This window comes from Sphingomonas qilianensis (assembly GCF_039614825.1).
Lineage (GTDB): Bacteria > Pseudomonadota > Alphaproteobacteria > Sphingomonadales > Sphingomonadaceae > Sphingomonas > Sphingomonas qilianensis.
In genome coordinates, this window is record NZ_JBDIMF010000006.1 from 159,799 (window position 1) to 172,915 (window position 13,117).

The window sequence follows — 13,117 nt, forward strand, 5'->3', positions numbered from 1 at the left end:
AGTTACTTCCGGCTACGAGGAGGGGATTTGCCGCCGCCCGGGCGGGGGCCGCTCTTGGGCGTGGGGCGGGAGGAGGGACGCGACGGGCGTGCGGCATCGCCGGCGGCGCGCGGCGCAGACGGCGTTTTGGCGCGCACGTTGCGGCCGAGCTCGGCATTGAACACGCGGGCCGGACGGGCCGGCTGGCCGGCTGGCGCCGGGCGGGCCGGCTGGCCGCGGGCCGGCTGGCCATCGCGCGCCGGCGTGGCTGGCCGCTCACGCGGCGGCTTAGCATCATAGAAGCGCTTGGGCTTGGCGCCAGCGGCGGGCTGGCTCGGCTGGTGCTCGGTCGGTGGTTGCCAGCCGGCGGGTTTGGGCTCGGGCCGCGCGGGGCGGCCGCTGGCGCGCTGGCCGCGGCTGGGCGAATCGATGAACGCGGCGCGATCGGCGGCAGACGCCGTTTCGCGCGTGATCCGCGTGGCGGGCTTACCGGCCTGCACCGGGCTGGGTTTGCGCGCAGCACCCGGCGCGCCGGGCGCGGGGCGGGGGCCATCCGGGCGCGGGCGCGCGGTATTGGCCTGGACCGGCGAGGGTTTGGGCCGTTCGCTGAACTTCTCGTCGCGGCGCAACCGTTCGGGTGGCGGATTCTTGGTCGGATTCTTGCGGAAGGCGGCGACATCATGCCCCTTCACTTCGCCGATCCCGCCGACCGGCAGATCGGCCAGCAGGAACGGGCCGTAGCGCGTGCGGATCAGCCGGCTGACCTTCAATCCGAGAAATTCGAGCACGCGGCGCACTTCGCGATTCTTGCCTTCCGTGAGGATCATCTCGATCCACACATTGGCGCCGGTGCGGCGTTCGAGATTGGCGTTGATCGAACCATAACGCACGCCTTCGATCTCGATGCCGTGGATCAGTTCCTCCAACTGCGCCTGCGTGATGTTGCCATAAGCGCGCGCGCGATAGGCGCGTTCGACGCCGGTGGCGGGAAGCTCGAGCTGACGCTTGAGCTCGCCATCGGTGGTCATCAGCAACAGCCCCTCGGTGTTGATGTCGAGGCGGCCGACGGGGACGAGCCGCGGCAGATCGTCGGGCAATTTGTCGTAGATCGTCGGGCGGCCGCCGGGATCGCGCTCGGTGACGAGCAGCCCGGCGGGCTTGTGATAGAGGAACAGGCGGGCGGCGGCAGGCGCCTCGACCGGATCGCCATCGACGGTGACGCCGGCGAGCGAGGTCAGCACGGTGGCCGGCGTGGTGATGACCACGTCGCCCAGCGCGATTCGGCCCTCCTCGATCATTCGTTCGATTTCGCGGCGCGAGGCGACGCCGGCCCGGGCCAAGAGCTTGGCGATGCGTTGGCCGGTGGGAGCCCCGTCGCGGGGGCCGTCTTTTGGATCTGATATGTGTGACACGATTGCGCTGATACAGACTAAATGCGCGGCGAGCGGAAAAAAATGTTGCGACCAACCCGAGCGGCGCGCGTTAGGGATCATGGGCGTAACGAGGTTCGGGCAAATCTGCCCGGCGCAAGGGCAAAGGCGGGCACCGGACATGCTGTTCGGCAAGAAGACACGACGGATCGTCAAACTGCTGATCGTTGAAGACGAACCTCTGGTTGCCTTCGATACCGAGCATTTCCTGCGCGAAGAATCGTTCGAGATCGTCGCCACCGTCGATCGCGTGGTACATGCGATGGCGGTGCTGGAGGGCGAGGACGAGGTCGATCTGCTGCTGGTAGATGTCAATCTGGCCGATGGCAGCGGGCTGGATGTCGCGCGTGCGGCGCATGCCGCGGGCATTCCGGTGATCTTCGTGACGGGCGACTGCCCCCCGGGGGCCGACGAGGTGGGCGTGGGCTTTCTTTCCAAGCCCTATGCGCAAAAGAGCCTGCTCGGCGCGATCAGCGCGGTCGAGGCGTTGCTCGACGGCAAGCCACCCAAGCGGCTGCCGAGCGGGTTTCAGCTGTTCGGCGCGGCGTAAGGGGTTTCTTCTCCGGCCGGCTGGGCTAGGCTCCGCCGCTTGATGCGGGGAGCAAGCGTTTTGAGCGATGGTACGACCGCCAGTTGGTGGGACGGGTTGAAGCCTTATTTCGAGAAGGCACCGATGGCCGCGCTGGCGCTCGGCATCTCCTCGGGCTTCCCCTATGCGATGATCGGCGCGACGCTGACCACGCGGCTGGCGCAGAATGGCATCGACAAGAAGACGGTGACGGCGTTCAGCCTCGCTTTCCTCGTTTATAATCTCAAATGGCTGTGGGCGTGGGTGGTCGATGGCGTGCGCCTGCCGCTGATCGGCCGGCTCGGCCAGCGCGTATCATGGATGATCGTTGCCGGGGTGCTGGTGATCGCGGCGGTAGCCAATCTGGCGCTGATCGATCCCAAGGCGGATATCATGGCGACGGCGATCGCGGCGATCCTGGTCGGCGCGGCGGGGGCGACGTTCGACATCGTGATCGACGCCTATCGCATCGAAATCCTGGAGCCACGGCAATTGGGTGTGGGATCGGGCATGTCGCAATATGGCTGGCGCATCGGATCGGCCGGGGCGGGGGCGCTGGCGCTGGTGATCGCCGCGCGCAGCGGCTGGGAACTGGCCTATCTGGCCTGCGCGTCGCTGGCCTTGCCGGCAGTGATCGCCGCGCTGATCGTCGGCGAGCCGGCGCGGCACCGCGATCCCGGCGACGGGCGCACCGGGCCGGCGGCATTCTTTCGGTCGATCTGGGGACCGTTCGTGCAGTTCTTCGCGCGCGAAGGCGCGCTGATCGTGCTGGCTTTTATCCTGATCCACAAGATCGGCGATACCTTGGCCAATCTGACGCTTCGCCTGCTGTTCGAAGATCTCAAATTCACCAATGACGAGATCGCGTTCTACGATGTGTGGATCGGGTTCATCGCTTATCTGATCGGTATCTTCGTGGGCGGCGCGCTGTACGCCAAGATCGGGATGAAGCGCTCCGTGTTGCTGGCGCTGATCCTGATGGCGGTATCGAATTTGAGCTTTGCGGCTTTGGCCGCGGCGGGGCATTCGAACATCGGCATGGCGGGCGCGATTGGCTTCGAGAATTTCGCCAGCGGCTTTGGCGGCGTAGTCGTGGTAGCATATTTTGCCGCGCTGACGGATCTGCGCTTCACGGCCGCGCAATATGCGCTGATTTCGGCGGCGTCGAGCATCGTCGGGCGGTTCGTGACGGGCACCACGGCAGGCGGATTGGTCGAGACGTTCGGGTATGTGAACTTCTATTTGCTGACGACGGTGCTCGCATTTCCGGGCGTGCTGCTGTTCTGGTGGATGATGCGCAGCGGGCTGGTCGATCGCTCGATCGGTGATGCCGGGACAACAGGCGAAGGCGATGCGCGGCAGGCGGGGGACGGGAGTAGCGGCAGTTAATCATTAGACCATCGAGCTGGGCCGAGGTCTGCCGTGCCGCACGTGCCCGATATGCGCTCGATCGGCATATCAAAATGCTTGGTGCACCCCGGACCAGATCCGGGGTGACCACCGTGGGGTCACCCCGCGATGGGCCGTCCGGCGTCGGCGAAGGCCTGGGCCACCGCGCTCGCGCTGGCCAGCACGCCGTCGATACGCCGCGTGCCGAGGAGGTCGGCGAGCAGCAGCCGCGCGGTATCGGGCGCTGTGTCGGCGCGGTTCAGAGCGGTGAGCACGGCGTGCTCGGCGGGGGTGACGCGACCGCAACAGCATGGCGCAATGGCGATCGGCAGCGCCGCGGTGTCGGCGAGCTCGGCCATCAACACGCGCATCAGGATCAGCGGGCGGCGGAAGCTTTCACCAAATGCACCGACAAAGCCGTGCGCAACCTGCGCGTCGTTTAGCCCAAAGGCACCCATCCGGCGCAACGCGAACAAGGCGAGTTGGGCATTGCGGCAGCGCGGCATGGCGTATGGCAGCGCGCTGGCGACGGTGGCGGCGTGAGGCGTAGGGATCGTGGTCATCATCGAAAACTCCGCTGCGGGTAGCCGCAACCTGTTCCGATCGTTATTGCAAGTCAATATCAATAAGCGTTTTAGGTTGGCGGCTCGTCGTTGGCGGCGAGCACTTCACCGGCGAGATACAGCGTGCCGGCAATGAGCACGAGTCGCGGTGCATCACCCAATCGGTCAATCGCGGCATCGAACGATGGCGCCGTGTCGGCGCGCAGGCCCAGGCTGCGCGCAAGATCGGCGAGCGCGAGCGGGGCATGATGGGCGTGGCCGGTGACGGGCACGGCGATGACGTGCGCCAGATGCGGCGCGAGCTCATGCAGCACGCCGGGGGCGTCTTTGTTGGCCAGCATGCCGGTGATCAGCGTCACCGGCCGGCCCTGCGCGATGCGCCCCAGCGCGCGCGCCAGCGGGCGCGCTGCGGACGGGTTGTGCGCTCCGTCGAGCCAGATCTCGCTGCCGTGCGGAAGCCGTGCCAGCAAGGGGCCGGCGCCGAGCCGCTGCATGCGCGCGGGCCACTGCGCCCAATCCGCCGCGGCGCGCAGCGCGGCCTCGGGGATGGCGAGCGCGCCCTGGTGGCGCAGCATGGCGATGGCGAGTGCCAGATTGTGTGATTGATGCGTGCCCACGAGGCGTGGTCGATGCGTAATCAGGGTAAAGCCGATATCGCTGTATTTGAGCGTGTTACGCCCCGTTTCGCTGGTCCAGGCGGCGCCCCGCGCAAATATCATGGCGCCCGCCTGTTTAGCGATTGCGGCGATCCGCAGGCGGATCGCACGCGGATAATCCATCGTCACGAGCGGGACGCCGGGCTTGGCGATGCCGGCTTTCTCGCCGGCTATCTCGATCAACGTGTCGCCGAGGAAGCTCTGATGATCGATGCCGAGCTGCGCGATCCCGGCGACCACCGGGATGACGACATTGGTGGCATCCAGCCTGCCGCCAAGCCCGACCTCGATAATGCAGGCATCCGCCGGCGTGCGGCTGAAAGCGAGGAAGGCGACCGCGGTGGTGACTTCGAAGAAGCTTGCGCCGATGCCATCGGCGACATCGAGCACTTCTTCCAATAGCGCAGCGAGCGCCTGATCGTCGATCAGCGTGCCGGCAATGCGGATGCGCTCGTTGAAGCGGACGAGATGCGGGCTGGTATAGACGTGCGCGGTATAGCCCGCGGCCTCGATCGCGGCGCGCAGGAACGCGCAGGTCGAGCCTTTGCCGTTGGTGCCGGCGACGTGGAATACCGGCGGCAGGCGCTCGTGCGGGTTGCCGAGGCGGGCGAGCAAGGTGGTGATGCGCTCGAGCCCGAGAATATCGGCGCCGGGGGAGAGCGACCACAAGCGGTCGAGCTGCTGCTGGACCTGGGGAGAGCTGGAGGTGGCGTGGTCCACTAACTCCCCTCCCGCTCGCGGGAGCGGCTGGGGGAGGGCATTTCGGCCAGTGCCCGTTCAATGGCGAGAACGACGCCTTCGAGATTGCCGATCACATCGTTGTTCCAAAATCGGATAACGCGGTATCCTTCCGTTTCGAGGTATCGCGTTCGGCCGGCATCGGCGGCGGCACGCTCGGCATGTTGTCCGCCATCTGCTTCGATGATCAGGCCAGCGCTTCGCGCGACGAAATCGCAGATAAATGGGCCGATCGGCAGTTGGCGGTTGAAGCGGACGCCGGCGACTTTGCGGGCACTGAGCGCGCGCCACAGCATGACTTCCGCGTCGGTCGGGTTCGCCCGCAATTCCCGGGCTCGGGTTCTTTGCTCCATTCCCTCCCCCAACCCCTCCCGCAAGCGGGAGGGGAGCCCTCAGTTCACGCCGGCTGCGGCACGCACAGATAATCCACCACCTTGGCCACGGTCGCTCGCAATTCCTTGCGATGGGTGACCATGTCCAGCATGCCGTGATCGAGCAGATATTCGGCGCGCTGGAATCCTTCGGGGAGCTTTTCGCGGATGGTCTGTTCGATCACGCGCTGCCCGGCGAAACCGATGAGCGCGCCCGGCTCGGCGATCTGCACGTCCCCCAGCATGGCATAGCTCGCCGTCACGCCGCCGGTCGTGGGATCAGTCAGCACGACGATATAGGGCAGGCCGGCATCGTGCAGCATGGCGATCGCCACGGTGGCGCGCGGCATCTGCATCAGGCTCAAAATGCCTTCCTGCATGCGCGCGCCGCCCGCCGCGGTGAAGATCACATAGGGGCAGCGATCCTCGATGGCATTTTCAACGCCGCGGATAAATGCTTCGCCCACGGCCAGCCCCATCGAGCCGCCCATGAAAGCGAAATCCTGCACGCCGACGACGACCTTGTGGCCGTCGATCGTGCCGCGCGCGTTGATCAGCGCGTCGCCTTCGCTGGTCGCGGTGCGCGCGGCCTTGATGCGATCGGCATATTTCTTGGTGTCGCGGAATTTGAGCGGATCATCGGGCACCTTGGGGAGCGGGATGATCGTGTAGCTGCCTTCGTCGAAGGTATATTTGAACCGCGTGAGCGGGCCGATGCGCTCGTGGAAGTCGCAGTTCGGGCAGACATGGAGATTGTCCTCCAATTCCTTGACGAACACCATCTGCCCGCAGCCCTTGCACTTGTGCCAGAGATTGTCGGGGGTGTCCTTCCTGGCGGGCACGACATAAGCGAGCGCGTTGCGGACGTTGGTAAGCCAGCTCATTTGACGGTTTCCAGGCGGGCGGCGCGGATCGCCGACGAGAGGGAGTGGATATAGGCGCGAACCGGCTCGGCCGCATCGGCACCGTGCTCGGCGACGAGATCGACGATCGCCGATCCGACCACGACGCCGTCGGCGACCCTGGCCACCGCGGCGGCTTGCTCAGGCGTGCGGATGCCGAAGCCGACCGCGACGGGGATGTCGGTCGCCGCCTTGAGCCGTGCAATCGCCTCCTCGATCGAGGATTGCACGGCCTGTTGCAGCCCGGTGATCCCGGCGACCGAGACGTAATAAACGAAACCGCTGGCGCCGGCGAGCACGGTGGGCAGCCGTGCCGCATCGGTCGTCGGCGTGGCCAGGCGGATCAGATCGATCCCGGCAGCGCGCAGCGCAGGGCCGAGCTCTTCGTCTTCCTCGGGCGGAATATCGACGCAGATCACGCCGTCGACCCCGGCATCCTTGGCCGCGGCGGCGAACCATTCAGGGCCGCGGATCGTCATCGGATTGGCATAGCCCATCAGCACCAGCGGTGTTTCCGGGTGGCGGGCGCGGAAGCCCTTGGCGATCGACAGGATGTCCGCCGTCCTGGTGCCCGCGGCGAGGCTGCGCAGGTTCGCCGCCTGGATGGCCGGGCCATCGGCCATCGGATCGGTGAACGGCATGCCGAGCTCGATCACATCCGCGCCGCCCTCGACCAACGCGTCGAGGATGGCGGCGGTGGCGCCGGGCGTGGGGTCGCCGGCAGTGACGAAGGTAACGAGCGCGGGGTGGGCCTTGGCGAAGGCGGCGGCGAGGCGGGTCATTTGGAGGAACTCGTGTCGGCCAAGGCCGTCACCCCAGCATAAGCTGGGGTCTTCGTCGGGCTGATGCTGCACGCGCCAACGGGGATATCCCAGCTTTCGCTGGGATGACGATCGACGGCGCAGCCACGATGCTGAGCAGGCATCACATCTTCACTCCCAGTGCTTCGGCGACGGTGAAGATGTCCTTGTCGCCACGCCCACATAGGTTAGCCAGGATGATCTGCTCGCGGTCCATTTCGCGCGCGCGCTTGGCGACGGCCGCGATGGCGTGGGCCGGTTCGAGCGCGGGGATGATGCCTTCGGTGCGGCACAGGAATTGGAACGCGTCGAGCGCTTCGACGTCGGTGACGGAGGTATATTCGACGCGGCCGATCGAGTGCAGCCACGAATGCTCAGGGCCGATGCCGGGATAATCGAGCCCGGCGGAGATCGAGTGGGCCTCGGTGATCTGGCCATCCTCATCCTGCAGCAGATAGGTCTTGTTGCCGTGCAGGATGCCGGGCGAGCCGCCGGCAAGCGAGGCGGCATGTTCCTTGTCGAGTCCGTGCCCCGCCGCCTCGACGCCGAGCATCTTGACGTCGACATCGTCGAGGAACGGGTGAAACAGGCCGATCGCGTTGGAGCCGCCGCCGATCGCCGCCACCAGCAGATCCGGCAGGCGATCGATCCGCGACAGCATCTGCGCGCGCGCTTCCTTGCCGATCACGCTCTGGAAATCGCGCACCAGTTCTGGATAGGGATGCGGGCCGGCGGCGGTGCCGATGATGTAAAACGTGTCGTGCACATTGGCGACCCAGTCACGCATCGCCTCGTTCATCGCGTCCTTCAGCGTGTGCGCGCCGCTGACCACGGGGCGCACTTCCGCGCCGAGCAATTTCATGCGGAACACGTTTGGCGCCTGCCGCTCGACATCCTTGGCGCCCATATAGATCACGCAGGGCAGACCGAAGCGCGCGCACACCGTGGCGGTGGCGACACCGTGCTGGCCGGCACCGGTCTCGGCGATGATCCGCGTCTTGCCCATGCGCATGGCGAGCAGGATCTGCCCGATGCAATTGTTGATCTTGTGCGCGCCAGTATGATTCAATTCATCGCGCTTGAACCAGACCTGCGCGCCTTTGCCGTCGGGCGCGGAATCGCGCAGCGCCTCGGTCAGGCGCTCGGCATAATAAAGCGGGCTGGGGCGGCCGACATAATGTTCGAGCAGATCTTCGAACTGGGCCTTGAAGGCCGGATCTTCCTTCGCCGCGCGGTAGGCCTGATCGAGCTCGAGCACGAGCGGCATCAGCGTCTCGGCGACATAGCGGCCGCCAAACGCACCAAAATGGCCGCGTTCGTCGGGTTGCGCGCGATAGGAATTGGGGGTGAGCGTGTCGGGAGCGTTCATGGGAGGCGTTTAGCATCTCGGGCGGGCGTGTCGAGGCGGACGCTCTAAGCCCTCTCCCATTCTTTATGGGAGAGGGTTGGGTGAGGGTCTTCTTACTTCTTATTTGTGCGCCGGATAGGAAGCAGGAGCAAAAGAAGACCCTCACCCAACCCTCTCCCGCGAAGAGCGGGGGAGGGCTAAGAAGCCTGCACCGCCGCGAGAAACGCCTGGACCTTCGCCACGTCCTTCTCGCCCGGCGCGCCTTCGACGCCCGACGAGACATCGACCAGCTCTGCCCCCGTCATCCGGATGGCCTCTGCGACATTGTGCGGATCGAGGCCGCCGGACAGTGCCCAGCGCAGCGGGTGGCGGAAGCCCTGCAGCAAGGTCCAATCGAAGCGCACGCCCATGCCGCCGGGCAAGGCCGCACCCGGCGGGGTCTTGGCGTCGTACAGGATGCGATCGGCAGCGCCGGCGAAGGTCGCCGCCGCGGCCAGATCGGCGCGCTCCTTGACCGCCACCGCAGCCCAGACGGGCAGCCCGGTGCGCGCCTTGATCTGCGCGACGCGCGCCGGGCTGGTCTTGTGCACCTGCAGGATGTGCAGATCGCCGGCGGAAGTCGAGGCGTCGAGCAAGGCGTCGTCGGGATCGACGAACACGCCGACGCGGGCGACATGGTGCGGCACGCGCGCGGCGAGCTGCTGCGCGCGCTCGCGAGCCAGATGGCGCGGCGAGGGCGGGAAAAACACGAAGCCGACATGGCTGGCGCCGGCCCGGACCGCTGCGTCGAGCGTTTCGGGGGTGGAGAGGCCGCAGATCTTGGCGTTGATCGTCATAGGATGAACTACAGCGTCGCTTCGATCTCGCGCGCGGCCATGTCTGGGTTATCTGCCTGCGTGATGGGGCGGCCGATCACCAGGATCGAGGCGCCCGCGTCGAGCGCGGCGCGCGGGGTGACGACGCGTTTCTGATCGCCGACCGCACCGTTGGCGGGGCGGACGCCGGGCACGACGAAGAAGCCCTTGGGCCATACCGACTTCGCCGCCGCGACTTCCGCGCCCGAACAGACCACGCCATCGACGCCAGCGGCCTTGGCCAGCTCGGTCAGCCGCAGCACCTGCTCGTGCGGATCGCTCGAGCAGCCGATCGCCGCGAGATCGGTCGCGTCGAGGCTGGTCAGCGTGGTCACCGCGATGACCTTGGTGCCCGTGGCCGCAGCGGCCTTGGCATCCTCCAGCATCGCCTGCCCGCCCGCGGCGTGGACAGTGAGCAGCGCCGGCTCGAGCCCATGCAGCGCCTGGATCGCCTTGGCGACGGTATTGGGAATATCGTGGAACTTCAGATCGAGAAAAATCGGCAACCCGAGCTCGGCCATCTCGCGCACGCCGGCATGGCCGTTGGCCATGAAGAATTCGAGCCCGAGCTTGATCCCGCCGACATGGTGATGAACGCGCGCCGCCATCGCCTTGGCTTTGGGCAGATTGGGCGTATCGAGCGCCACGAAAATGCGGTTGCTCATGCTTCAGCCGATGGCGCGACGGCGGGCGTGATGCTGGCAGGCGTGATGTTAGTAGACGCGAGCGGCGCGGGATCGGCGTGCAACACCGCCGCCGCGGGCACATGAGCGGGCGTTCGCAGCGTTTCGAGCGTGCCTTGTACGGTGGTGAGCCGCTGGCGCAGCCGCCACCGCACAAGCTGATGATATAGCAGCATTGGCAGCAGCCCGAGCAGGAACATTGCAATCAGCAGCAGCGGGAGGTTCACCTCGGCGATCAATCCGCCCCACAGCTTGATCTGGACGTTGGTCCAGTTGCCGATCGTGAACAGCGCCGCGAGGAAGGCGAGCAGGCACCAGAAGAGGATTTTGAGGAATTGCATGGCGGCAGGCTAACGTGGCGTGATGGCTTTGACCATACTCCCTCTCCCTTTGGGAAAGGGAAGGGGCCCGGGGAAGCCGGGGGAAAGGGCGAGGGTGACGCCGTAGAAGGGCGTCGATGGCTGTCTTTGCCCTCTCCTTCCGGCGCTGCGCGCGCCTCTGCCCGGGGGAGAGGGATTTGGTCAGCCGATCTCCCGCCGCAGCGTTTCGATCAGCCCGGGGATTGCGGTCAGTTTGGGCCCTTCCTCATCGACGATCGCCAGAAAGGCCGCGCGTTTCACCGCCGCGACCCGGCCGGGTTTCAGCCGGACATTTTCGGGCAGTGTGGACACCAGAATGTCGATCATCCGCTCGGCGCCATGCAGCCGGCCCCAGATATAGTCATTCTCTCGGTAGGCGCGGCTGAAGAACGCACCGAAATTGTTGAACTGGATGCCCTTGAGCGTCGCCTCCGCGCCGCCGCCGCGGATCGATCTGGCGTCGTCCGGCGAGATGCGATCGACCTTGATCGGATCATATTCGTCGAGCCCCTCGCCTTGCAGCAACGGCAAGGTCGCAGTGTCGAAATAGGGGAAGCCGAGATAGGTCAGCAGCACCGGGCGGCGCTTATCCTTGGGCAAGGCGGCAAAGGCGGCGGCGAGGCGCGCGTCGGTTTCGGTATCGAGCCGCTTGAGATCGAGCGATTCCGCCAGTTGATCGAGCAGCGGGCCGGCATCGTCGCGCAGCGCGCGGATATCGCCGGCGAGGTGCGCATGGACCTCACTGCGCTTGCGATCGAGATAGGCGGCGAGGCTGTGGTAGATCGCCTCGCGCAAGGGGGCGAAATCCTGCTCGGCGCCCTCGACATCGAGATCGCCGAGCCGGCGCACCAGCAGCCGCAACCGGCGGATGCGGAAACCGAGATCATAAGAGCGCAGGAACGCGATCGTCTGGGCGCTGGCCCCGCCCGAAAAATTCGGGCCGATCGTATCGAACCCGCGCGCCTTGATCGCCGCGCAGATGTGACGGTGAATGCGGTCCCACGGGCCCGGGCCAGGGTCGCCACCGGCGTGATAGAGCAGCCCGACGATCAGCTCGACCACCCCGGCGATCTTGAGATGGCCGTAGGCGGCATAGGTGTAGCCGGCTTTGGCGGCGGCGGCATTCTGCGCCCGATTGCGCCAGTTGGCGAGGCGGCCGGTGGTAGGAGAATCGAGAAACAGCGTGTAGCCGAACAGGGATTCGACCTGCGCCTCCACTTCGGGGCGAATCGCGGCAATGATCGCGCGCATGCGCTCGATGCGCTGCGATTGCTCGGCCAGCGCCTCGAGATTGTCGCGGATCGGTTGCTGGCGTGGCAGCTCGGAAGCGGCGCCAACAATCGTCTGGAAGAAGCTGGGCGATTCCTGCGCCGCGCTACTGAAGCGCATCTTATTGCCGGGCGTTGGATCGATATAGATGAAGCGCCGATCGATCTCGCGTCTTGCCGGGCGGTCCCGCAGGGCATCGATCGCCGGGCGGAACGGCGCGTTGGCGAGCACCGAGCCATCGATCAATACCGCGCCCTCGGCGGCATTGGCGGCGAACTGGCGCGGCAGGATGCGCTTGAGAAATTCCATCCGCCCGGGCCAGGAGCGTTTGCGCGCCGCCAGCACCGCATCCAGCTCCTTGACCGTGAAGGGCGGGAAGGCGCCGGGGAAGCTGGACGTTGCGCGCCCGGCAAAGGCGAGTTCCGCGGCGTGCGCCAGCGTCTCGCCGGCTACGCCGCGATCGCTGAACGGCACGACCAGGCGATGTTCGGTCTCCATCACTTCGCTGGGCGAGTGCAGGCTAAGCCGTTCGGGGTGGCCGCGAAAATCGGTGACGGTGACGAACAGATCGAGCGGCTGGCCATCCGGCAGCAGCCGCGCGCCGCGCGGACCCGTCGCCATCGCATCCAGCGCATCGAGGATCAGACCGGTAAAGCGCTCGCCCCCGAACGGGGGCGAAAACCAGCGTGAGCGGATAAAGTGCGAGAGTTTGTGGCGCACTTCGTCGCGTGTTTCGGGATCGACCGTCTCGTCGACCTTGCGGGCGCCGCGCCCCGCCGCCATCCACACAAGCGGCAAGGCCCAGGCCTTCGTCATGCCGGAGTTCGGCGCGGCTGACTGGTCGATCAGCGCTTCGACATCGGCCGAATCGAGCCACAGATCGGTCAGCGGCTCAAGGCTTTGCCCGGTAGTGATGGCCTGCGCCAGGAACACCCCGTTAAGGCCCCCCGCGCTGGCCCCGGCGATGATGTCGACCAGCACGCGCAGCCGTACGCCGGTCTCCGACTGGATCTCTTCGAGCAGGGCGCGATAGACGTGCTGGCTGCCGGTCGCCGCCTCCTCGCCGGCGTGAAATGCCTGGCTGGCGCGCGCCATGCGCCAGATTTCCTTGGAAATGCCGTGCATGTAGACCGCCAGGCTGATCCCGCCATAGCAGACCAGAGCGAGCCGGAGTTCCTTCTCGCGCATCAGCGGCGGCGGCGTGCGCG

General features: G+C 66.5%; 13 protein-coding genes. 2 read left to right on the plus strand and 11 right to left on the minus strand.

From position 1 onward, the window contains the following. Positions 1 to 2 precede the first annotated feature (2 nt). Positions 3 to 1,331 (minus strand): pseudouridine synthase, encoded by a 1,329-nt coding sequence (locus tag ABC969_RS13910; RefSeq protein ID WP_380808134.1) that lies wholly within the window; start codon positions 1,329 to 1,331, stop codon positions 3 to 5. A 199-nt stretch (positions 1,332 to 1,530) separates the two neighbouring features. On the opposite strand from ABC969_RS13910, the gene ABC969_RS13915 reads away from it, so the two are divergent. Continuing rightward, positions 1,531 to 1,959, plus strand: coding sequence for a response regulator (locus ABC969_RS13915; RefSeq protein ID WP_345865708.1), 429 nt, complete (start codon positions 1,531 to 1,533; stop codon positions 1,957 to 1,959). A 42-nt stretch (positions 1,960 to 2,001) separates the two neighbouring features. Next, a complete protein-coding gene (locus tag ABC969_RS13920) occupies positions 2,002 to 3,366 on the plus strand; it encodes an AmpG family muropeptide MFS transporter (protein ID WP_345865709.1) in 1,365 nt (454 codons plus the stop codon). 119 nt (positions 3,367 to 3,485) lie between these two features. Here the strand turns inward: ABC969_RS13920 and ABC969_RS13925 are convergent, their stop codons facing one another. The 10 genes from ABC969_RS13925 to ABC969_RS13970 all read right to left on the minus strand — a co-directional run bounded on the left by ABC969_RS13925 (position 3,486) and on the right by ABC969_RS13970 (position 13,097). Then, the gene (locus ABC969_RS13925) at positions 3,486 to 3,929 is read right to left on the minus strand and encodes a DUF6628 family protein (RefSeq protein ID WP_345865710.1); all 444 of its coding nucleotides are present in this window, start codon (positions 3,927 to 3,929) and stop codon (positions 3,486 to 3,488) included. 71 nt (positions 3,930 to 4,000) lie between these two features. Continuing rightward, entirely contained in the window at positions 4,001 to 5,305 is a 1,305-nt protein-coding gene (locus ABC969_RS13930; RefSeq protein WP_345865711.1) for a bifunctional folylpolyglutamate synthase/dihydrofolate synthase, read from the minus strand. After that, positions 5,305 to 5,676 (minus strand): endonuclease domain-containing protein, encoded by a 372-nt coding sequence (locus tag ABC969_RS13935; protein WP_345865713.1) that lies wholly within the window; start codon positions 5,674 to 5,676, stop codon positions 5,305 to 5,307. Before ABC969_RS13935 ends, ABC969_RS13930 begins: the two co-directional genes overlap by 1 nt. Positions 5,677 to 5,720: 44 nt before the next feature. Next, positions 5,721 to 6,578, minus strand: coding sequence for an acetyl-CoA carboxylase, carboxyltransferase subunit beta (gene accD, locus ABC969_RS13940; RefSeq protein WP_345865714.1), 858 nt, complete (start codon positions 6,576 to 6,578; stop codon positions 5,721 to 5,723). After that, the gene (trpA, locus tag ABC969_RS13945) at positions 6,575 to 7,378 is read right to left on the minus strand and encodes a tryptophan synthase subunit alpha (RefSeq protein ID WP_345865716.1); all 804 of its coding nucleotides are present in this window, start codon (positions 7,376 to 7,378) and stop codon (positions 6,575 to 6,577) included. The genes accD and trpA overlap by 4 nt, the downstream gene beginning before the upstream one ends. A gap of 142 nt (positions 7,379 to 7,520) precedes the next feature. After that, complete coding sequence (gene trpB / locus ABC969_RS13950; RefSeq protein WP_345865718.1) at positions 7,521 to 8,765, minus strand: tryptophan synthase subunit beta; 1,245 nt, start codon at positions 8,763 to 8,765, stop codon at positions 7,521 to 7,523. Between the two features lie 176 nt (positions 8,766 to 8,941). Then, entirely contained in the window at positions 8,942 to 9,580 is a 639-nt protein-coding gene (locus tag ABC969_RS13955; protein WP_345865719.1) for a phosphoribosylanthranilate isomerase, read from the minus strand. 8 nt (positions 9,581 to 9,588) lie between these two features. Continuing rightward, positions 9,589 to 10,263 carry an orotidine-5'-phosphate decarboxylase gene (gene pyrF, locus ABC969_RS13960; RefSeq protein ID WP_345865720.1) on the minus strand — a complete coding sequence of 225 codons (675 nt, stop codon included), beginning with the start codon at positions 10,261 to 10,263 and terminating at the stop codon, positions 9,589 to 9,591. Continuing rightward, positions 10,260 to 10,622, minus strand: a complete 363-nt coding sequence (locus tag ABC969_RS13965) for a hypothetical protein (protein WP_345865722.1) — start codon at positions 10,620 to 10,622, stop codon at positions 10,260 to 10,262. Before ABC969_RS13965 ends, pyrF begins: the two co-directional genes overlap by 4 nt. A 180-nt stretch (positions 10,623 to 10,802) precedes the next feature. Further along, entirely contained in the window at positions 10,803 to 13,097 is a 2,295-nt protein-coding gene (locus ABC969_RS13970; protein WP_345865724.1) for a patatin-like protein, read from the minus strand. Positions 13,098 to 13,117 lie beyond the last annotated feature (20 nt).